The sequence below is a fragment of the Acinetobacter sp. WCHA55 genome, from assembly GCF_002165305.2.
GTDB lineage: Bacteria > Pseudomonadota > Gammaproteobacteria > Pseudomonadales > Moraxellaceae > Acinetobacter.
Map to the genome: position 1 here is coordinate 1371473 of NZ_CP032286.1, position 20003 is coordinate 1391475.

General features: G+C 40.8%; 23 protein-coding genes. 6 read left to right on the forward strand and 17 right to left on the reverse strand.

All coding sequences use genetic code 11. The features are described from left to right. Nucleotides 1-569 precede the first annotated feature (569 nt). Entirely contained in the window at nt 570-806 is a 237-nt protein-coding gene (locus CDG62_RS09395; protein WP_087526869.1) for a hypothetical protein, read from the forward strand. Between the two features lie 69 nt (nt 807-875). Here the strand turns inward: CDG62_RS09395 and bioB are convergent, their stop codons facing one another. Together bioB and queG are read right to left on the reverse strand one after the other, a co-directional pair. Next, entirely contained in the window at nt 876-1865 is a 990-nt protein-coding gene (gene bioB / locus CDG62_RS09400; RefSeq protein ID WP_004981788.1) for a biotin synthase BioB, read from the reverse strand. Nucleotides 1866-2166: 301 nt separating this feature from the next. Then, nucleotides 2167-3261, reverse strand: coding sequence for a tRNA epoxyqueuosine(34) reductase QueG (gene queG, locus CDG62_RS09405; protein ID WP_087526870.1), 1095 nt, complete (start codon nt 3259-3261; stop codon nt 2167-2169). Nucleotides 3262-3283: 22 nt separating this feature from the next. Here queG and CDG62_RS09410 point away from each other — a divergent pair, with 22 nt between their 5' ends. Next, complete coding sequence (locus CDG62_RS09410; protein ID WP_087526807.1) at nt 3284-4753, forward strand: NAD(P)H-hydrate dehydratase; 1470 nt, start codon at nt 3284-3286, stop codon at nt 4751-4753. Further along, the gene (locus CDG62_RS09415) at nt 4750-5028 is read left to right on the forward strand and encodes an acylphosphatase (RefSeq protein WP_087526808.1); all 279 of its coding nucleotides are present in this window, start codon (nt 4750-4752) and stop codon (nt 5026-5028) included. The genes CDG62_RS09410 and CDG62_RS09415 overlap by 4 nt, the downstream gene beginning before the upstream one ends. Nucleotides 5029-5095: 67 nt before the next feature. Here CDG62_RS09415 and slyD read toward each other — a convergent pair whose 3' ends face one another. From slyD to CDG62_RS09430, 3 genes are all read right to left on the reverse strand, one after another. Beyond that, nucleotides 5096-5578 (reverse strand): peptidylprolyl isomerase, encoded by a 483-nt coding sequence (gene slyD / locus CDG62_RS09420; protein ID WP_004696728.1) that lies wholly within the window; start codon nt 5576-5578, stop codon nt 5096-5098. A gap of 138 nt (nt 5579-5716) precedes the next feature. Continuing rightward, nucleotides 5717-7018, reverse strand: coding sequence for an NAD(P)/FAD-dependent oxidoreductase (locus CDG62_RS09425; protein WP_087526809.1), 1302 nt, complete (start codon nt 7016-7018; stop codon nt 5717-5719). Nucleotides 7019-7142: 124 nt separating this feature from the next. Continuing rightward, complete coding sequence (locus CDG62_RS09430) at nt 7143-8453, reverse strand: D-alanyl-D-alanine carboxypeptidase PBP6B (RefSeq protein ID WP_087526810.1); 1311 nt, start codon at nt 8451-8453, stop codon at nt 7143-7145. Between the two features lie 179 nt (nt 8454-8632). On the opposite strand from CDG62_RS09430, the gene CDG62_RS09435 reads away from it, so the two are divergent. Next, entirely contained in the window at nt 8633-10336 is a 1704-nt protein-coding gene (locus CDG62_RS09435; protein WP_087526811.1) for a M61 family metallopeptidase, read from the forward strand. Between the two features lie 85 nt (nt 10337-10421). Here CDG62_RS09435 and uraH read toward each other — a convergent pair whose 3' ends face one another. Then, on the reverse strand, nt 10422-10820 hold the full coding sequence (uraH, locus tag CDG62_RS09440) for a hydroxyisourate hydrolase (RefSeq protein ID WP_058951816.1): 399 nt from the start codon (nt 10818-10820) through the stop codon (nt 10422-10424). Between the two features lie 513 nt (nt 10821-11333). Between uraH and CDG62_RS09445 the strand changes: the two genes are divergently transcribed. Continuing rightward, the gene (locus tag CDG62_RS09445) at nt 11334-13565 is read left to right on the forward strand and encodes an NADP-dependent isocitrate dehydrogenase (RefSeq protein WP_087526812.1); all 2232 of its coding nucleotides are present in this window, start codon (nt 11334-11336) and stop codon (nt 13563-13565) included. A 95-nt stretch (nt 13566-13660) separates the two neighbouring features. Next, the gene (locus CDG62_RS09450) at nt 13661-14434 is read left to right on the forward strand and encodes a hypothetical protein (protein ID WP_087526813.1); all 774 of its coding nucleotides are present in this window, start codon (nt 13661-13663) and stop codon (nt 14432-14434) included. A gap of 38 nt (nt 14435-14472) precedes the next feature. Here the strand turns inward: CDG62_RS09450 and CDG62_RS09455 are convergent, their stop codons facing one another. The 11 genes from CDG62_RS09455 to CDG62_RS09500 form a co-directional block, all read right to left on the reverse strand. After that, on the reverse strand, nt 14473-15261 hold the full coding sequence (locus tag CDG62_RS09455; protein ID WP_087526814.1) for an rRNA large subunit pseudouridine synthase E: 789 nt from the start codon (nt 15259-15261) through the stop codon (nt 14473-14475). A gap of 107 nt (nt 15262-15368) precedes the next feature. Beyond that, nucleotides 15369-15572 (reverse strand): helix-turn-helix transcriptional regulator, encoded by a 204-nt coding sequence (locus CDG62_RS09460; RefSeq protein WP_171405747.1) that lies wholly within the window; start codon nt 15570-15572, stop codon nt 15369-15371. Next, nucleotides 15572-15760, reverse strand: coding sequence for a hypothetical protein (locus tag CDG62_RS09465; RefSeq protein ID WP_087526816.1), 189 nt, complete (start codon nt 15758-15760; stop codon nt 15572-15574). The genes CDG62_RS09460 and CDG62_RS09465 overlap by 1 nt, the downstream gene beginning before the upstream one ends. Next, complete coding sequence (locus CDG62_RS09470) at nt 15753-16235, reverse strand: class I SAM-dependent methyltransferase (protein WP_087526817.1); 483 nt, start codon at nt 16233-16235, stop codon at nt 15753-15755. Before CDG62_RS09470 ends, CDG62_RS09465 begins: the two co-directional genes overlap by 8 nt. Then, nucleotides 16232-16381 (reverse strand): hypothetical protein, encoded by a 150-nt coding sequence (locus tag CDG62_RS19325; protein WP_162904021.1) that lies wholly within the window; start codon nt 16379-16381, stop codon nt 16232-16234. Before CDG62_RS19325 ends, CDG62_RS09470 begins: the two co-directional genes overlap by 4 nt. Further along, nucleotides 16378-17565 carry a hypothetical protein gene (locus CDG62_RS09475; protein WP_087526818.1) on the reverse strand — a complete coding sequence of 396 codons (1188 nt, stop codon included), beginning with the start codon at nt 17563-17565 and terminating at the stop codon, nt 16378-16380. The genes CDG62_RS19325 and CDG62_RS09475 overlap by 4 nt, the downstream gene beginning before the upstream one ends. A gap of 18 nt (nt 17566-17583) precedes the next feature. Next, complete coding sequence (locus CDG62_RS09480) at nt 17584-18279, reverse strand: ERF family protein (RefSeq protein WP_087526819.1); 696 nt, start codon at nt 18277-18279, stop codon at nt 17584-17586. Between the two features lie 13 nt (nt 18280-18292). Then, nucleotides 18293-18598, reverse strand: coding sequence for a hypothetical protein (locus CDG62_RS09485; protein ID WP_087526820.1), 306 nt, complete (start codon nt 18596-18598; stop codon nt 18293-18295). Next, nucleotides 18598-19026, reverse strand: a complete 429-nt coding sequence (locus CDG62_RS09490; RefSeq protein ID WP_087526821.1) for a hypothetical protein — start codon at nt 19024-19026, stop codon at nt 18598-18600. Before CDG62_RS09490 ends, CDG62_RS09485 begins: the two co-directional genes overlap by 1 nt. A 199-nt stretch (nt 19027-19225) precedes the next feature. Further along, the gene (locus CDG62_RS09495) at nt 19226-19690 is read right to left on the reverse strand and encodes a hypothetical protein (RefSeq protein ID WP_087526822.1); all 465 of its coding nucleotides are present in this window, start codon (nt 19688-19690) and stop codon (nt 19226-19228) included. Then, nucleotides 19671-20003, reverse strand: coding sequence for an STAS-like domain-containing protein (locus CDG62_RS09500; protein WP_087526871.1), 333 nt, complete (start codon nt 20001-20003; stop codon nt 19671-19673). The genes CDG62_RS09495 and CDG62_RS09500 overlap by 20 nt, the downstream gene beginning before the upstream one ends.

Genomic DNA, 20003 nt, shown 5'->3' on the forward strand with positions numbered 1-20003 from the left:
AACTCTTTATTTTTTCTCAAAACATTTGCTTTGAGTATTCATTGTATTTTTATCCTAGCTTGATCCAAATTTAAATCAAGCATTGTTTCATTTTTAGCCGCATTTTTGAAAGCGATATGAAGTAGAACGGCAAGTGAATGAAAAGCATCATTTGAAAAAAGTAAATGACCATTTGTCACTTTATGTTGTTATTCGACAAAAGACACTTGAAATTAATAAAAACTATGTTTAAAACTGTGTATAGCTCATGAGATATGAGTTGTGGGTATTTCAGGACGATATACTCGTTTTAAGAAGCAAATTTTTAAAAAATCACTTACAGGAGTTAAAAATGCTTCAGTTGTTTAAAAAATTATTTTGCATCCACGTTTATGAATATGAACAAATGACTGAAATAGGGGAGCATATGGAATGCCGAAAGTGCGGTGATTCTAAAACAGACTAATCATCTTAAAAAAAAGTGAGCGCAGGCTCACTTTTTTTATGTCTATATTTTATGGCTTAGTTTGACTGAATCCAGTCAAAATTGCTTACAATAGCCTGATCAGAGTGTTTAGCGTACCTAGATGATGACTAAAAATTTTCAAGCACAGACTTATATTGTTGATGATAATCTGAGTGATACCTTAAGCTGGCTGTGTCAGCATCAAGAGTGTTTTGATTCTTTTCACTATGACGCGATTCGCCAAATATTAATTGTACGCCATGCCAATGGTGAAGATGAGATCCTCCAAGGCGATTATCTGAATGCCAGTTATGGTATTTTAATTACGGCACATAATTTTGCTCAGTCATCTGAACGTTAAACAGATAAAGATTAAAAAAGCCCCGTATTGAAATAAGGGGCTTTTTTTGTGCACAGCAAATCTTGGGAATTAGCTTGCCATGGCATCTAGGCTAAGGTCCGCCACTGTCGGTTTTGGCTTTTCAGCCACTAAACCTAATTTGGTGAACAGTTGACGGTCTTTACCTTCACCTGCATTTGGTGTAGTCAGTAGTTTCTCACCCGAGAACAATGAGTTTGCACCCGCCATAAACGCAAGCGCTTGGTCTGAGTCAGAAAGTGCTTCACGACCCGCAGATAGGCGGATATAGCTGTGCGGCATGATAATGCGCGCAACAGCAATGGTACGAATCCATTCCGTCACATCGAGCTTCTCGACATCTGCCAGAGGCGTACCTTCAATTGGAACCAACATATTGATTGGCACAGATTCTGGGTGGATTGGCATCGTTGCAAGCTCTTGCAATAAACCAATACGGTCTTCTTTCTTTTCACCTAGACCAACAATACCGCCGCTACACACTTTCATGCCTGCTTGACGGACATACTCTAAGGTATTTAGACGGTCATCAAAGGTACGTGTACTAATAATATGTGAATAATACTCGCGTGAAGTGTCGAGGTTATGGTTGTAATAATCTAAACCAGCATCTTTTAAACGCCCAGCTTGAGACTCATTCAGCATCCCTAGGGTCATACAAGTCTCTAAACCGAGTGCTTTTACTTCTTTAACCATTTCTAGTACATAAGGCATGTCGCGCTCATGTGGATTACGCCAAGCTGCGCCCATACAAAAACGAGATGAACCTGATGCTAACGCTTCCTTTGCCTCAGAGATGACTTTGTCTACAGCAATGCGTTTTTCTGCTTCAAGTTTTGAGTCATAACGTGCTGACTGAGAGCAGTATTTACAATCTTCAGGGCATTTGCCTGTTTTAATCGACAATAAAGTACTAACTTGAATGGTGTTGGCTTGGAAATGTTGGCGATGTACGGTCTGCGCTTGAAAGACGAGATCAAGAAAGGGCTGATCATACAAAGCTTCGATTTCTTCACGCGTCCAATCATTGCGTAGGTTCATAATGGCGATCCATTTTTAATTCTAACTTGTATACATCATACATTTAACGTGCCAACTTAAAAGGCATTATTGCTCAGTTTTAATAGTATCTCCCGATTGTTTTTCTAATTTTATCTTTTTATGAGATTATGAGAATAGTTGCAAAGTTGAGCACTTTTCTCGAAATTTGGCTGCAAAATTCTATTTCTATGAATTTTAAGATGTTTTGAAAATGTAGCTAAATAAATAAAATAGATAAAATTATGCAAGCAACTGGTTGCTTGATTAAACCCTTTTGGATGGAGTGTGTCCGAAGCAAGTTTTACGGCTTTTTCATCAGTTGCTCTTGAATGGCCCAGTCAATATGGACTTGCACAATATCGTTAAACTCTGAGCGAGAAGTGTGTAATTGTTGCAAAATTTCATCTGAGAATGGTGCGTTACCCAAACCAATCGCGACATTACGCATAAAGCTTTGGTAGCCTGTTCGCCGCAGAGGACTCCCTTCGGTATTTGACATAAAGGTACTTTCGTCCCATTGCCAAAGATCGAGCAGTTGAATATCGTCTAAGCCATGACGGGGGTTAAAATCATCAATTGGTGTGGTTTTAGCAAAACTATTCCACGGACAAATGAGCTGACAGTCGTCACAACCAAACACCCGGTTGCCGATACCACGGCGTAGTTCTACAGGGATAATGCCTTGGAACTCAATGGTTAAATAGGCAATGCATTTACGTGCATCTAACAAATAAGGCTCAACAATCGCTTGAGTCGGGCAAATATCAATACATGCGCTACATGAGCCACAGTGTTTGGTGGTGGCTTGGTCAAAGGGCAGCTCTAAAGAAGTAAAGAGTTCGCCTAAGACAAAAAATGAGCCTGATGTTTTATGAATGAGTAAGGTGTGTTTTCCTACCCAGCCCATCCCTGCATTTTCGGCCAAGGATTTTTCAAAAATGGGTGCTGAGTCAGCAAAGGGGCGAGATTCAAAATCGCCAACTTTAGCTTTGATTTTCTGCGAAAGGGTCTTTAAACGTCCACGCATGACTTTGTGATAGTCACGTCCACGTGCATAGCGCGCAATGATGGCGCTATTTGGTGCAAAAGGTACAAGACGGGGTTCAGGAACGGCAACCAAATAATCCATACGCACACAAATAATGCTTTTGGTGCCTGGAACAAGGAGGGTTGGATCTGCGCGTTTTTCTAAGTTTTCAGCAAGAAAATGCATGTCACCATGATAACCAAGTTCTAAATATTTTTTAAAACGAGGCAATTCAACTTGAGCATCTGGTTTGGCGATGACACAATCAGAAAACCCCAAAGCCAGCGCTTCAGCTTTAATCCAAGCCTTAAGTTGCTCTGGATCATATTGATCTACAGGGATTTTTGCGGAAGATGTGGATGTTGTCATAACCAAGAACAAAGGAAAAATCATGCATCAGGAAGTGTACCACAGCAGTGAGATTCAAGCATGGGAAGAGCGTTGGTTTGCGCAGCAAAACAGTGCTTATGGGCTGATGCAACAAGTCGCATGGTCAACAACTGAACATATACTGCCTAGGCTTAAACAGCAACAAGTCAAAAGCATTGCGGTGTGTTGTGGTCAAGGCAACAACGCAGGTGATGGTTATTTAATTGCATCGTATCTATCTGCACAAGGTTATGATGTTGAAATTTATGCAGCGGCTTTGGGAGAGTCTACATCCCTGCAACAAGCACATGCAGCGGCTGTGCAACAGGGGATAGTGATTCATACAGGCTTTGCTTTTCAACGTGCTTATGATGCGTATATTGATGCTTTGTTTGGGATTGGTTTAAACCGTGAACTCAGTTCAGACTGGCAAGCAGTGATTCAGCAAATCAATAGACAAGTAGGGTTAAAAATTGCTGTTGATATTCCAAGTGGTTTACAGGCCAACACGGGGCAAGCTTTACCTTGTGCAGTAGTAGCTGATTATACCTTTACGGCTCTGGGCTTGAAGGCGGGTTTATTTACTGGCCAGGGTAAAGCATTTGCAGGAGAGGTCACGCTTATTTCGATACTTCCAGTAGATAGTACCTTAAAACCTTTAGCTTCACTTGCTCCACAGTATGTGCATCTTTTACCGCGTCAAGCCTTTGGGCATAAAGGAAGTTATGGGCATGTACTCGTGATTGGAGGGCATGCACAGATGGGCGGTGCAGTGATGCTGGCTGCAGAAGCTGCCTTTCATGCTGGTGCAGGTAAGGTGACGGTGGTGTGTGATGCAAAACACCATACTGCAATTTTAGCCCGTGCACCGAATATTATGCTGCGCGATATTAACCAAATGTCGCTCCAAGAACGTGAAGCATTGCTGGCACATGTGGATGCAGTCAGTTTTGGTATGGGGTTGGGACGAGACTCGTGGGCTCAACAGCAGTTTGAGGCATGGTTTCCACTCATTCAGATCAGTGCTTTACAGGTGGTGTTGGATGCGGATGCTTTATGGTTTTTAGCTTTAAAGCCTGTGAAACTTGGTGAGCAGGTCTACGCAACACCACATCCTGGGGAGGCAGCGACTTTACTCGGTATTAGTACTTCAACAGTTGAGTCTGATCGTATTGCAGCTGTTTATGCTCTACAAGAAAAATATGCAGGGCAATGGGTGCTGAAAGGTTCAGGAAGCTTGATTTTAGATACGCAACTTTGGATTTGTACCGCAGGTAATCCGGGGATGGGGACAGGTGGAATGGGGGATATATTGGCAGGCATGATTGCCAGTTTAAAAGCACAGTTGCAAGATGACATCGCGTTACATCAAATTGTGACCTTACATGCCCAAGCAGGCGATCTTTTGGCTCAGCAAGGTGAGCGTGGTTTACAAGCACAGCACATGAGTCAGGCTATTTATACGGTCGTGAACCGAGAACATACGGTATGAAAGCATTAAAACTGACTATATTAGGCAAAGTTCAGGGTGTCGGATATCGACGTTGGTTTGCACAACATGCTGTTGCTTTAGGCTTAAAGGGTTATGTACTGAATCTGGACTCAGGTGCAGTTGAAGCACTGCTTTTGGGTGATGATGGTAATGTTATCGAACAGGTAAATCGTGCTAAAGTCGGACCAACTCATGCGGCAGTCACGGATGTGGTCATCGTAGAACTTGCTTCAGAACAGCAAAGATTTACAGATTTTCAAATACGTCGCGAATGATCAAGTATGCAAAAATAAAAAAAGGGCGAAAGTTAAACTTTCGCCCTTTTTTTTAAGATGTTAAATCTTAGTGGTGGTGACCACCAGCACCGTGCGCATGGCCGTGCTGTAATTCTTCTTCAGTTGCATCGCGGATTTCTACGATTTCAACTTCGAAAGTTAAGTCTTGACCAGCAAGTGGGAAGTTCGCATCAACAATTACGTTTTCGCCTTCAACTGCTTTTACAGTTACGATTTGAACGCCATCATCAGTTTGAGCTTGGAACTGCATACCCGCTTGGATGTTGTCTACGCCTTGGAACATTTGCGCTGGAACTTCTTGAACGAGTTCAGGGTTGTACTCGCCATAACCTTCAGCAGCAGGAACAGTAACAGTGAATTTTTCACCTACAGTTTTGCCTAGCAATGCATTTTCTAAACCTGGGATGATGTTACCTGCGCCGTGCAAATATGCAAGTGGTTCACCTTGTGATTGGTCTAGCGTTTCGCCTTCAGCGTTAGTCAATTTGTAGTTGAAAGAAACCACGTGATCATTTGCGATAGCAGTCATGTTTTTCGTCCATTCATTTAGAATTTAAGGGGTATATCATAAAGTGAAAAGCAGCTTTTGTAGACTAAATTTAGTAAAAAACTGCATTTTCCACGTTCTTATGGCGTTTTTTTATTAGTGGGGACGCATTTTTAGATTTCAATGCAATTTTATTTTTGGACCGACTTTTTTATTCATCAGGTCTTTCGCGGTCATCAACCCAGCATGGGTATAGCCATGTAAGGTAGCTTGATGGAGTCGATATAAAGAAACATACATGGTTTTTGCCAGCACGCCTTGCACATTAACTTGGCCCAGTAGTTCGCCCACGGCTTTGTATTGGCTGAGGGAAACCAAAGAGCCTTTGTCAGAAAATTTAAACATCGGCAAAGACTGACCACGAATGCGCGCTTTAAGTGCTCGAACCAAAAAGGTCGCTTGTTGGCTGGCCACTTGGGCACGTGGGCCAAGAACTGGTTCATCGGCCGCGGGCTGGCAGTGGGCGCAATCACCAAAGGCAAAAATGTTGGGATCGGAACGGGTTTGCAAAGTTGCATAGACTTTAAGACGGCCAATCGCATCTTTTTCAAAACCTTCAAGCACGTTTAAAACGACAGGTGCTTTGATGCCAGCTGCCCAAACTTTTAGATCGGCATTGATTTGTGAGCCATTGGCAAAATAGACATGGTCTTTATCTAACTTGGCAACACGGTGATGGGTGAGAACTTCAACGCCAAGCTTTTCCAATTGAGTATGGGTGTGTGTTGCCATTTTGGTGGATAGGGCGGGAAGAATACGATCTGCTGCCTCAATCAAGGTCACTTTGACTTTATTTGGGTCAATTTTATTGAGACCATATTTAAAAAAGGTACTTTTCGCATGAACCAATTCGGCAGCAAGCTCGACTCCTGTGGCACCTGCACCAATAATCGCAATATTAAGTGCGCGTGTTTCGGGGCGATTTTGTGCATCTAAATACAAATGTAGAAGGTCTTGCTGGAAAATTTCAGCTTGCTGGCGACTGTCGAGGAAATGGCAGTAATGTTTAGCGCCGTCGGTCGCAAAGTCGTTAGAGGTCGAGCCGACTGCAAGGATTAAGGTGTCGTAATTGAGTTCAAACTGCGTGGTTTCAGTGCTTTGTTTGGCATATTGGCGTGCTTCAAGTTTTACTTGCTTATGTTCTTGGTCTAAGTCGACAAAACGACCCAAAACAAACTCATAATGATGTTTAGACGCATGTGCAAAATAATTAATTTCTTCAACACTTGGGTTGAGTGTGCCTGCCGCAATTTCATGGAGTAAGGGTTTCCAGATGTGAGTAAGGTTTTGGTCGACGAGGGTGATTTTCACCCACTTAGATTTTGCGAAGCTGTCACCGAGTTGCGTTGCTAACTCTAGACCACCAGCACCACCGCCAATAATAACAATATGGTGTGGCACTTGTTCTGTTTGTACAGCCATATGAAGCAACCTATTTATTATTAAAAAAAGAAGATGACATTGAATATGCCATCTTCTTGATTTATTGATAATTAGATTGTCTTACAAGTTACATAAAGTATAAAACTCGGGATACTGTTTGACCTTAACCGAGTGTATAGGTTTTTACTTTAGATTCATCGCTTGATAAAAATGGAAACAAGCTTTTGAACCAAAACATCAGTCGCTGGAAAATATTGGCTTCTTCAATTTGTACATCTTCTTCAATAGTGAACGTTTGAATGAGCTGATTGTTTTGATAAACCTGAACTTTTGCCAGTTGCATCACTTCAGCCAGCGGAGCGGTCAGCTTGTTTTGCAACACTTCAATATTGAAATGCGTTTTTGTAGATTCTAATGGATCAATGCGTTGTATAGTGCCATTGCCTGTATTGAGCATAATGCGTTGGTTGGTTTGGTCAAAGGCATGTAAGTCAATGGCATATGGCTGATCGTACAATGATGTGCTCACAATTTTCGGTTGCTTACTTTCCACTTTGAACATTTTCAATGTCGATTTGACTACAGGCAGTTCTGCGATAATTTGCTTATCCTTCAGCGCAACTTCATTGCGAGTATAGGTATAAGACAAATTCATGAGGTTGTGTGCAACTTCAGCACGCTTTGCTGCACTTTCTGTACCCAATACAATCACCACCAAACGACGGTTTGGATTATCTGGGTTCATGGTCGGACGGTTTGCTGTCAGGGCTAAGTTATATCCCGCTGCTTTGGTATAACCTGTTTTCAAGCCATCGACCGTTGGGTCTTGTTTTAACAGAATATTGGTTGCACGGTGAAAACGTTGGTTATAGCTAAAACTTTGCTGTTTTGAATAGTATAAATAGTCTGGCGTTTCATTCACCAAGGCTTGGCCTAACAGCGCTAAGTCATGAGCGGTTGAATAGTGCTCTGGCATGGTGATACCAGCAGGGTTTTGAAAATGAGTTTCAGTCATTCCCAGTGCTTTGGCTTCTTGGTTCATTCGTGCAACAAAGGTTGGAATATCACCTGAGATGCGTTCTGCTAAAGTCACTGCTGCGTCGTTGGCAGACATCACCACTAAACCGGCTAAAAGCTGATCCACAGAAATCTGTTCGCCTTGTTTTAAGTACATTTGGGATTCATCCCACATCACAGTACTGACCACAGGCGTTGCAGTAAGAATTTCGCTCTTATTGAGTTTCCCTGCATTAATTTCTTTGAGTGCAATATATGCCACCATCATTTTGGTGAGCGAAGCGGGTGCACGTTGAACATGACTATTATGCTCAGCAATGACTTGCCCCGATTGGCTGTCAAAAACAGTCCAAGCTTGAGCTTCAACTGTTTCAGGAACAATGTTGAGCAATGCTGCTTGAGTGAAACTTGAACATAAGGCGAAGAGTGTAGCGATGAAGTAGATGACAGCTTTCAATGAAATTCCCTAACCAAGCCATTCCGTGACTTTTAAACCTAAAACAGATGCAAATGCTATGCCTTTTTTTCGCTAATGACCAGTCAAAAATGCAGACAAATGTGACTGTGACGCAAAACTGGCTTAAATAATGCTAAGCTAAGTTATAACTCATTTCATTTTATTTTGTATCGCCCATTATGTTGCATTATCAGATCGAATTTGACGATTATCGTCAGCACCTTATACACGTGACTTTACGTTTTGTAGCAGACCCAACACAGGTACTTTCATTACCGACTTGGATTCCGGGTAGTTACCTCATTCGCGAGTTTTCAAAGCATATAGAGTCGGTTCGTGCTTATGATGAAGAAGGGCGTTTGTTAGAAATTCAAAAATTTGAAAAAAATAAATGGCGTCTTTTTAATACTGACCATGAACTGATTACGGTTGAGTATGATGTCTATGCCTATGATCTGTCGGTGCGCGGTGCGTATGTAGATCAAACCCGTTTGTATGTAAACCCCGCATGTGCTTGCTTAGGTTTAGAGGGTCAAGAGGACAAAGCCGTTGAAGTTGAACTGTTCCTTCCTGATGAGCTAAAACACTTCCAATTGGCTACTGGTATGGCTTCAAAAAGCCTCGTTAAAGGTCGTTTTACCTTAAAAGCCAAAAACTATGCCGAGCTGATTGATGCACCATTTGAGTTGGCAGAGCAGACTCGTTTTAGTTTTGAAGCCAATGGCATACCGCACGAGTTTGTGGTGTCAGGTAAACATGCCATGAATGCTACACGTATGCAGAAAGACATTGAAAAAATCTGTGCAACAGAAATCTCAATGTTTGGCTCAGCGCCATTTTCAAACTACACCTTTATGACGATGGCAACAGCAAATAGTTATGGTGGTTTGGAGCATCCAAATTCAACCAGTTTGATTAGTCCACGTGAAGACTTACCCAAAGTTAATGAGCCTGAAGAGCCATCTGAAGACTATCAACGTTTCTTAGGTTTATGTAGTCATGAATACTTCCACTCATGGTTGGTCAAATTCATTCGTCCTGAAAACTTTGTCAATTATGATTTAAACAAAGAAGGCTATACCTCTTTGCTTTGGATTTTTGAAGGTTTCACGTCTTATTATGATGACCTGATTTTGCTACGTAGTGGTGTGATTTCCCAAGCTTCATATATCAAACTACTCAAAACTCAGATTGATCGCTATTTACAAAATCCGGGTCGCTTTGTTCAGTCAGTGTCTGAGTCTAGCTTCGATGCATGGGTGAAATTTTACCGTCAGGATGAAAACTCGAACAATGCAGGTACTAGCTATTACAACAAAGGCTGTTTGGTTGCACTATGCTTAGACTTAGGTTTGCGCTTACGTGGTTCAAGCCTAGATGTGCTTATGCGTAAACTTTATGAGAACGCGCAAAAGGGCATACAAGTACATGAGCGTACAATTGTTGAGTTGTGTAATCAGCTGACAGGTGATAACTGGATTGAGCAAATCAATCACTTAATTAACACTACAGATGAGTTGCCGCTGGATCAACTTTTCCCTGAATTTGGTTTAAGTTATAGCCTGAAAAATGACAAGTCATTACCGTTAGGTTTAAAGCTTGTAGATAAGCCAGAGGGTGTGTTGGTGCAAAGTGCGCGTCGTGATGGCGCTGCTGCTCAAGCTGGTCTTTCTGCCCATGATGTGATCATTGCGATTGATGGTCTCAAAGCAACGGTGAAATTGGTAGAAAAATATGCCAAGCAAGACGATACCTATAGCATTCTGGCATTCCGCCGTGATGAGTTGCTGAGCTTTGATGTAAAAGCTGCTGGTTCAACACTGACCGAAGTTGAATTGAAGGTTGAAGACCAAGAGAAAGCAGAGAAGTGGTTCAAGGCTTAATCCTTTACCCACTTTATTTGTTACTTCGTATAGACAAAAACCGATGCCTAGGCGTCGGTTTCTTCTATGTGCTTATTTGTGAGCATTAACTACCACGGTAAGTGGAATAGCCATATGGGCTAATTAACAGCGGGATATGGTAATGATCCAATGAGCCATCAATTACAAATACCACGGGCACTTCAGGAAAGAATGAGCGCTGATTTTTTTGACGAAACCAATCACCTGTTTTAAAGGTAACTTTGTATACACCTTTTTGTAAGGCTGTATCTTTTGGATATAAATCGTTGATTCGCCCTTGGTCATCGGTCGTACTGGAGCTGATTTCTGTCCATTTATCATTTTGTTGGGCTTCAAGTGTCACTTTGACATTGGCAGAAGGGAGGCCATTTTCCAAATTCAGCACATGGACGCTCAATGGATTTTGGGCAAAACACCAAGAAGAAAAACCAAGTCCAATGAGCGGAAGCAGCATTTTTAGCATTGAATTGATCCATACCGTTGCAGAAAAAAGATTCAGTTTAACCAAACCTATAAAAAACATAGGTTTAAAAATGTAAAAATAAAGGGGTAGGCGTAGAGGGTTTATGTATCAATATTTAAGCTTTGGCATGTTGGATTGCTTTGCAAGTTTAAATTTAGCCGAGAGAAAAGTCATGCTTACGCATATAGGACTACAAGACTGTGAAGTGATTTGAAGATTGTATTATGTGAAAAGTATCTGATGTTGTGGTTTAAATGAGGTAAAAAACACATTTCGATAAAAAATTTGTCTATTTGCTAAGCAAAAGCTAAAGCCTTGTGGAAAGACGTGATTTTGAAAAACGAAGGCTGTAGTGGTATTTTCTGGCGAAATGTCGTTATCACTGGATATTACGTTGACTGTAAAGCCCTGAGGGACGATACTTTCAGGGTTTTATTCAAGCACATCGGTTCGCAGGGGTTGAGCCAAAAGCTCATCACCCTAAAAAACTCAATCTAACGCAAGGGGCTATATATGGCTGGTGGAAAGTCAACCATCATTTACACACTGACCGACGAGGCGCCATTACTAGCGACTTATTCGCTACTGCCGATCATTGAGACCTTTACTAAACCTGCTGGTGTAGAGATCGTTAAAACTGATATCTCTGTTGCCGCACGTGTTCTCGCAGAATTCTCTGAATACCTAAAAGAAGAGCAAAAAGTCCCAGACAATCTTGCAGAACTAGGTCGTCTTACCCAAGATCCGGATACTAATATCATCAAACTCCCGAATATTAGTGCCTCTGTTGCTCAGTTAACAGCATGTATCAAAGAGCTTCAATCAAAAGGCTACGCGATTCCTGACTATCCTGAAAACCCGACCACTGAAGACGAAAAAGCGCTTAAAGCACGCTATGGCAAATGTCTTGGTTCAGCTGTAAACCCTGTATTGCGTGAAGGTAACTCTGACCGTCGTGCACCAGCTGCAGTGAAAAACTATGCGAAAAAACACCCGCACTCTATGAGCGAGTGGAAGCAATGGTCTCAAACTCACGTTTCTCATATGGATGAAGGTGACTTCTACCACGGTGAAAAATCGATGACTTTAGACCGTGCACGTAATGTGAAAATGGAACTCATCACCAAGTCTGGTGAAACGATTGTTCTGAAGCCAAAAGTTGCACTTCAAGACGGCGAAATCATCGACTCAATGTTCATGAGCAAGAAAGCGCTTTGCGATTTCTATGAAAAAGAACTTGATGATTGTAAAGAAGCGGGCATTTTGTTCTCTTTACACGTGAAAGCAACCATGATGAAAGTTTCACACCCGATCGTTTTCGGCCACTGTGTGAAAATTTACTACAAAGATGCTTTTGAAAAACACGGTAAATTGTTCGATGAGCTAGGCATTAACGTAAACAACGGTATGGCTGGTCTTTACGATAAGATCGCAACTTTACCGACATCTTTACGTGAAGAAATCATTGAAGACTTACATGCTTGCCAAGAACACCGTCCTGCACTTGCAATGGTTGATTCGGCGAAAGGCATCACAAACTTCCATTCACCAAACGACGTAATTGTAGATGCTTCAATGCCTGCAATGATTCGTGGTGGCGGTAAAATGTGGGGTGCTGACGGCAAACCTTATGACTGTAAAGCAGTAATGCCTGAGTCAACTTTTGCGCGTATCTACCAAGAAATGATCAATTTCTGTAAGTGGAATGGTAACTTTGACCCTAAAACAATGGGTACTGTACCAAACGTAGGCTTAATGGCTCAAAAAGCAGAAGAATACGGTTCACACGACAAAACTTTCGAAATTCCTGAAGCGGGTGTTGCAAACATCACTGACTTGGAAACTGGCGAAGTGTTAATGACTCAAAATGTTGAGGAAGGCGACATCTGGCGTATGTGTCAGGTGAAAGATGCGCCGATTCAAGATTGGGTAAAACTTGCAGTAAACCGTGCTCGTAACTCTGGTATGCCAGCAATCTTCTGGTTAGACCCATACCGTCCGCACGAAAATGAAGTGATCAAGAAAGTACAAAAATACTTGAAAGACCACGACACGGCTGGTTTAGACATTCAGATCATGTCTCAAGTACGTGCAATGCGTTATACACTTGAGCGTGTAGCGCGTGGCCTAGATACGATTTCTGTAACGGGTAACATCCTACGTGACTACCTGACTGACTTATTCCCAATTATGGAATTGGGTACTTCAGCGAAAATGTTGTCTATCGTTCCGTTAATGGCGGGCGGTGGTATGTACGAAACTGGTGCGGGTGGTTCAGCGCCTAAACACGTACAACAGCTTGTTGAAGAAAACCACTTACGTTGGGATTCTTTAGGTGAATTCTTGGCACTTGCTGTTTCTTTAGAAGAGCTAGGCATTAAAGAAGATAACGCTCAGGCGAAACTTCTTGCGAAAACTTTAGATCAAGCAACTGGTCAGTTACTTGATAATGACAAATCTCCATCACGTCGTACTGGCGAGTTAGATAACCGTGGTAGCCACTTCTACTTAGCGAAGTTCTGGGCTGAAGCGTTAGTAGCTCAAGACGAAGATGCTGACTTGAAAGCAAAGTTCGCTCCTCTTGCAAAAGCGCTTGCTGAAAATGAAGATAAGATTGTTGCTGAACTTGCTCAAGTTCAGGGTCAAGCTGCGGATATCGGTGGTTACTATGCTGTGGATACAGCTAAAGTAAATGCTGTAATGCGTCCAAGTGCTACACTTAACGCTGCACTTGAAACTGTTTAAGTTTAGCAAAATCGGCTATTAGTCGATGATGTGAAAAAGCCGATGCAAATGTGTCGGCTTTTTTATATTTACAAATATTTGAACTGGCTAAAAATATGAATAAGAAAAATTTGAATTGGGCTATAGCCATTACAGTAATTTGGTTGGGAGTAATTGGTTCAACTTGGTTATTTGGAAGTTTGAAATCACCGAAGTCATTAAATGAATTAGGAGATTTTCTTGCAGGAATATTTGCACCAATTGCTTTCTTTTGGCTGATTTTGGGTTATATCCAGCAAGGTAAGCAGTTAGATCAGAATACGAAAGCCTTAGAACAACAAGAAAGAGCACTGCAACTTCAGATTGAAGAAATGAAAAATGGAATAGAACAGCAAGTTGAGTTGGTTCAATTACAGCGTCAACAATTAGATGAACAACATAAAATGCTTGAGCCTAAATTTATTATTTCTCAATCTAGAGTGAATTCACCAGTATATGAAAATAATACAGATGAAAATGCAAAAACTTTTGAGAAAATTGTGCTAATCGCTATATCGCTAACTATAGAGAATCTTGGAGGTGATGCTTTTAATCTGGAGGTAATTCATCCTCAGAATAAGCAAAGATTAATTAAGCTTACAAGTTTGTTGTCTTTATCATCAAAAGATTTACGATTAGAACTAACGCATTTTCAAATTGATGAGCTGAATGAAAGAAAAGAATTAGAAGATGTTTTAGATTTTTCTTATGAGTGTAAAAATGGTCGATTGATTAAATATAAATTATTTTTACAACTATATCAGACTAAATATCCTTTTTACGGTGTTAATTTATTTTTGAGTAAAAATGATTTGTCAGATGGTAAAGTAGTAGATGAATCTTATAATTAAAAAAAGCCCACTTACGTGGGCTTTAAAACGATCTAATCTTAACGACCACTACGTCCACGACCACGTGGTGCTTTAGTGTTAGGACGAGTTGTACCATTGGTCTTACGACGTGGTTTCTCACTTTCATCCATTTGCCAAATACGCTTCGTACCTGACTTTTTCACAGAACCATCTTTGTTCTTACGAACCATAGGCTTACCACCTGTACCACCCGGTTTTTTCACATAAGAGCGTGAACGGTAAGGTTCTTCAGCAGGAATGTTTTGAAAGTCAGGGTATAAAAGTGGCTCGATTTCTTTGGTTTCGCCTGGTTGTAAACCCATTTGAACCAAATCAATTGCACCAATTTTAGTACGAATTAAACGTAAAGTAGGAAAACCTACGGCAGCAGTCATACGACGTACTTGGCGGTTACGGCCTTCACAAATTGAAATTTCAACCCAAGAAGTTGGCACAGATGCACGGAAACGTACAGGAGGGTCACGTTCCCATAACCATTCAGGTTGTTCAACTTTAGATGCTTCAGCAGGTAAAGTCATACCATCTTTAAGTTCCACACCTTTACGCAACTGCTCAAGGGCTTCTTCAGTGACATCACCATCGACCTGAACCAAATACGTTTTAAATTTTTTATTGGCAGGGTTGGTGATGTATTGGTTTAAACCACCGTGGTCAGTTAAAAAAACTAAGCCTTCAGAGTCCATATCGAGACGACCTGCTAAACGCAAACTTGGATCATCTACAAAGTCAGACATTGTCATATGCGCTTCGTCTTTACGAAACTGAGAGAGAACGTCATAGGGCTTATTCAAGATGACGATTTTCATTGTAACCTACTAAAATATATCAATTAATTCTGATGTGGTTTCCTAATTACCCGTTTAAGTACCCGTTTTGGGAGAGATAGGGTTAAAATTAGGAATAAAAATGCCCACTAAGTGTGGGCTACTATATCAGATTTAGGCTTGTGCTCCTCAACTTTATTCTTAACGTAGGAGGAATACCAGAAAACATCCTTTTCAGAGAGTCTAACTGGTTGCTGAATATCCCCAGCATTAATCATGTTGTAGAACTTATCTTTTCCGATAGCTAATAATTGCATAAATTCCTTAGCTCGAATTCTGCGATCAATTTCAATCATATCGCCTCCTTAAAGTTCGTTGAAACTGAGTTTGGTATTTCGTCTTGATATCCAAAATGAACAAGACTGTGATAAATGGCAGAGGCTTGCTCCGCCGTGAATGTTTTGGTAGTACCTGACTGGCCTATGACAAATGGTGCAAATTCTTCGGCAAGGTCTTGGGCGATGTGTTGGAGGTTAGTCATAAGCCAGCTCCATTTTCATAAAAGTAATCCAATGTGTATTCGCACGCTTTCCACTAATGTGCCCAAATACTGGCCTCTGATCAGTTAAAGCTAGAATCTCACTGACTTTAATTTGCGTTTCATTCCACTTGAAAATAAGCACACCGCCGTTGGCCAACACGCGAAAACATTCCTCAAATCCTTTTTGAATATCTTCCCGCCAATTTTCTTGAAGTTTTCCATACTTCAAAGCAAGCCAGCTTTCTTTTCCTGCTTTAATCAAATGCGGTGGATCAAATACAACTAAATTGAATTGCCCATCTTTGAATGGCATTGCTCGAAAGTCCATTTCAATATCAGGTGTTACATCAAGAGATCGACCATCACATAAAATGTGCTTTTCTGTACGAATATCTCCGAATACGACATTTGGATTTGTACGATCGAAATGCATCATGCGAGAACCACAGCAAGGATCAAGAATTTTTGCTGTCATTTTCTGTCTCTCCAAGTCGCTTCTTTAAACTTCGCATCAGTGACTAATTCTTCAATTTCACCAGCACCAGTATTTTTAAAAATGTGTGTCATCTTCGCCCCGAACACGGTAAGTGTCCGGGTAATAGAAGAGTAGGTGTAGCTCATAGAGGTGCTCCCACTGGACCAGCCCCATTTTTCAACTCAAAGCGACGTCGCTTTACATAGTCCATTAGCTTGGATTGGATATCAGGATGGCGATTGAATACTTCTACCTCCAAACACTCCAACTCATTTAAATCTTTGGCATTTTGGATTTGCACCATCAATGAAGGTGGTTGTGTTTCAGTGGTTGTAAATGCACTGAGATCCTTCAAACGGTTGTGAATAGCGTTTAGCAGCGGCTTGCGTTGTTCTTCCGTCCATTCACTGGTGTATTTAATAAGCGCATTTGCTTCTGCCGGTGTTTGGGAATTCGAGGCACGTTCAAGTAAGTCGTTTAAAAGTGTTATGTGATTTTCATCTGCTTGTACTTGTTCATTAACACCCTTAATCAGATCCTCTGCATCTTGTTGCAGTTGCTTAAGTGCTTCTACAGATAAGTCTTCAGTTTCAGCTTTTGGCGTATATTGCTCTGGATCTAACTCAATCAACTTAGCTTCAACCAGTTCAAATAAATGCTGAACATGTTCTCGTTCAAGATAGCCATTTGCAGAGAATGAGTAGCGCAGTGATAAAACAGATTCAACTTTTATGCATTCATTGATCTGAGTAGTGAATGACTCAATAATTTTCGCTGGATCAGTTTCAATTTCATCAACCGAAACTTCATCTAGCTTTTCACTTGAAACTTGAGCTAGTTCAACTTGTTCTTTTGGCTCCTCTCTCTTTTTACGAGGAGCTTTTTTAGGTTTGTCAGTTGGTTTCATGAATGTGTGAAAATCAACGACCTTTACAACCAACTCGTTTTCAATACCTAGTAAACTTTGAAAGGCTTTTGCTTGCAATTCAGCATTGGTTAGATCTCGTTGCACAGAACCATTTTTTACCGCTAACACCAGTTCTTCGTATTCAGTAATAAACTGACCTTTGACAATGCTGCCAGTATTCCCAATTAGAAATATGTCTTGTCCCTCTTCCAACTCATCGAGCGAGTAAGGTTTCAAGAAGGTAAAACCATTAATTGTGAGTTCATCAATCTTGATGCAAAACTCATAACCTGGTTTAGCAAAAACAGTGGCAGGGAACTGGTCCAAATCATCAAATTCAATGAGCTCGCCCGCAACACGGCACATGATATTTCGCCCAGCCATCATTGCTTCAAAAGCTTCGGTACCATTTAAAATGTTCATATTCTTATCCTTATAAATTTAGTGGTGTAAAGCTTGCTGTTGGTTTTGATTTGCTGGAGTCCAACCCATTTGATCCGCTCTTGCTTGGCAAGCTTTTGAAATGCCGCCAAAGTACTGAGTGCCATTAAAGGTCTCAATCGCCTTATCCAACGTTTCAGGTTTCTTCGCATGGCGAATGGATTCCAATGCTGCGTTATAACGATCGTGCAAGCTTTGTTGCTGAGCATTGTTATTCTGCGACTGGTTAGCCTGTTGTCTGTTTTGGCCTTGCTGCTGCGTCCGCTGCTGGTTGTTGGACTGATTCTGATTTTTGCTGCTGTTGTTGACTTGGTTGTGATATTCATCCGAGTCATAGTCTTTAGTGTCGTCAATCAGGAATAGGCCATTCAAAGCATACTTCCGAGCATATGAACTTGAAGCACCAAAGGTCTGTGCTACATCCATTCCTTTCTTGCTAATTTCCACACCTGCATGGGCTTTAACAATGGTCTGTTTGCCGTCTGCTTCAGTAAAAACTACATTGGCAGTGACAATCACGACACCGCCAACCTCAGTCACGTCATCGGTGATGACTAGAGTGGCATTGTACTTTTGAAGCAAAGGCTTAACTGCTTCAAGAATGTCTTCGCAGTTTCGATAGCTGTAGTTACCAAAATTATTGCGTTTGCTCTTTGGCGCTTTTAGTTCAAGTTGAATCTGTTGAAGTGTTGACATATCAAATTTCCCCTTATGCCCAGAACAGTGAGCCTTTAGCTCGTTTATATGATTTTGGATAAGCACGTGTAAGTGACTTCTGAAGACGAACAGCCATGGTTTTTCTTTGTTGGAAAGCGCGTTCACGTTCAAAGTTTTCACGTATCCAAGATTTAGCTGCATGAACCTCAAGCGTGATTAACTTTTCGGTACCATCCTTGTTGACCACATAGATATGACGGCCTTTCTCAAAGTAAGTTGAGTGACCTAAACGCATACGGATGTTGCCTTCTTCATCTTGGCTGATGAACTCTGAAAACGTGGTAGTAGAAGTAGTCATTAGCCTGCCTCCACTAAACGATGTTTTTCGATATAGCCTTTGATGAGGGCATTGAAGTTCTGGTGGTCGATGTGATTTGTGAAGTCGTTGTAAGGATTGCCTAGGGCATCTGAAACGGTTACTTCGTCTAGGTTGGTTACGTCTACAGCGGTAAATTCACTACCTGGTACGCCGTAGCTGTCTTCAAATGCTTCAACTTCAAAACGTGCTGTCACACGGAAACCATCTAAACGAATAACAGCCTCGCCGTGGTTTTCACCAGTCATATGCAATGCAAGGAGTTGATATTCGGATGGGGCTACATTGGCAACTATTGGTTGAGCAGCCTTAGGTGCAGTTTTAAGACCACAACTAAGTATGCCCATTGTTACAGCAGCTACACCAAGAGATATCTTGATGGTATTGAAAGGGGATAAGGTTTTGTTCATAATTGATCTCGCAATTTGCAAAAGCCCTGATCCCGTCGAAAGTGTCAGGGCTTTTTTGTTGTTTACGAGATTAAGTTTACCAAAGGAAACTCTATAGTCAAGTTAAAGTTTACTAAAGGAAACATTTGATGTAAGAAGGGCAAAATAAAACCTGCCACTTGGGCAGGATATTTTAAAAAATAAAAGTATTATTAGTGTATTAAGGTAAAAAGCTTTCTAGTTTAGAGAGTAAAGTTATTGATTTCTGAATAATGTCATCTAGTTTTTTCTCTTTATCTGGAAAATCTAAAATCTGCATTGATTTATTTTCGATCGGGGTGTCGCTAAAGATTAAATCCTTGTAATCTTCAATTAGGGTATTTATTAAATTTCTATTTATTTCAATTTGTGCTTTGGAATTATAAAATTTTCCAGTAGGAAATGTCTTTACATCCAATTGAACTAAGTCAAGAAACATAGAAATCCGAGGGTAAACATCTGCTTTCATAGTTTGATTTGCAAATACTTCAATACATACCTTATTGATTTCTTTGATATTATCGGTGATATTTTTCAGAATTCTAAGTTGATTAGTCTCATGATTTTTGTAAAGAAAACTAATCAAAGCAAATACAAAACCAAAAAAAGCAAATGCTAATTTTGCATCAATTGAATTTAGCATCATCTATATACTCAAAAATTCTATCTTTAATTATTTTTCGAGGACTAATAATCTCAAGAACTTGATGTAATTTTTTTCTATCAAATCCTTCAACTCTAACTAAACCTCCAAAGCTTTCCTCTAAAAAAGATGACCCAGCCATTGTTACTAGCGAGAAATCTAAAATCAATTTTTGGCCTGATGTAAGTTTTTTTAAATTTGGTACTAAGACTTCTTCTCTGAATTTTTGGCCAGAATGCTCGCCGTCAGTATAAAAACGACCAGCCGGACGCGGGTAGAATTGCTCACCAACATTAATTCTGATGTGATTGTCCAT

Coding starts and splice junctions, on each gene's coding strand:
- CDG62_RS09425 (WP_087526809.1), bottom strand. CDS start 7,018: ATGGCTGTACAAACAGAACAAGTGCCACACCATATTGTTATTATTGGC.
- CDG62_RS09475 (WP_087526818.1), bottom strand. CDS start 17,565: ATGAACATTTTAAATGGTACCGAAGCTTTTGAAGCAATGATGGCTGGG.
- CDG62_RS09415 (WP_087526808.1), top strand. CDS start 4,750: ATGAAAGCATTAAAACTGACTATATTAGGCAAAGTTCAGGGTGTCGGA.
- CDG62_RS09465 (WP_087526816.1), bottom strand. CDS start 15,760: ATGACTAACCTCCAACACATCGCCCAAGACCTTGCCGAAGAATTTGCA.
- CDG62_RS09480 (WP_087526819.1), bottom strand. CDS start 18,279: ATGTCAACACTTCAACAGATTCAACTTGAACTAAAAGCGCCAAAGAGC.
- CDG62_RS09490 (WP_087526821.1), bottom strand. CDS start 19,026: ATGAACAAAACCTTATCCCCTTTCAATACCATCAAGATATCTCTTGGT.
- CDG62_RS09455 (WP_087526814.1), bottom strand. CDS start 15,261: ATGAAAATCGTCATCTTGAATAAGCCCTATGACGTTCTCTCTCAGTTT.
- CDG62_RS09495 (WP_087526822.1), bottom strand. CDS start 19,690: ATGATGCTAAATTCAATTGATGCAAAATTAGCATTTGCTTTTTTTGGT.
- CDG62_RS09395 (WP_087526869.1), top strand. CDS start 570: ATGACTAAAAATTTTCAAGCACAGACTTATATTGTTGATGATAATCTG.
- CDG62_RS19325 (WP_162904021.1), bottom strand. CDS start 16,381: ATGAGCTACACCTACTCTTCTATTACCCGGACACTTACCGTGTTCGGG.
- slyD (WP_004696728.1), bottom strand. CDS start 5,578: ATGACTGCTATCGCAAATGATCACGTGGTTTCTTTCAACTACAAATTG.
- CDG62_RS09500 (WP_087526871.1), bottom strand. CDS start 20,003: ATGGACAATCACATCAGAATTAATGTTGGTGAGCAATTCTACCCGCGT.
- CDG62_RS09470 (WP_087526817.1), bottom strand. CDS start 16,235: ATGACAGCAAAAATTCTTGATCCTTGCTGTGGTTCTCGCATGATGCAT.
- CDG62_RS09450 (WP_087526813.1), top strand. CDS start 13,661: ATGAATAAGAAAAATTTGAATTGGGCTATAGCCATTACAGTAATTTGG.
- CDG62_RS09485 (WP_087526820.1), bottom strand. CDS start 18,598: ATGACTACTTCTACTACCACGTTTTCAGAGTTCATCAGCCAAGATGAA.
- uraH (WP_058951816.1), bottom strand. CDS start 10,820: ATGCTAAAAATGCTGCTTCCGCTCATTGGACTTGGTTTTTCTTCTTGG.
- queG (WP_087526870.1), bottom strand. CDS start 3,261: ATGACAACATCCACATCTTCCGCAAAAATCCCTGTAGATCAATATGAT.
- CDG62_RS09445 (WP_087526812.1), top strand. CDS start 11,334: ATGGCTGGTGGAAAGTCAACCATCATTTACACACTGACCGACGAGGCG.
- CDG62_RS09435 (WP_087526811.1), top strand. CDS start 8,633: ATGTTGCATTATCAGATCGAATTTGACGATTATCGTCAGCACCTTATA.
- bioB (WP_004981788.1), bottom strand. CDS start 1,865: ATGAACCTACGCAATGATTGGACGCGTGAAGAAATCGAAGCTTTGTAT.
- CDG62_RS09410 (WP_087526807.1), top strand. CDS start 3,284: ATGCATCAGGAAGTGTACCACAGCAGTGAGATTCAAGCATGGGAAGAG.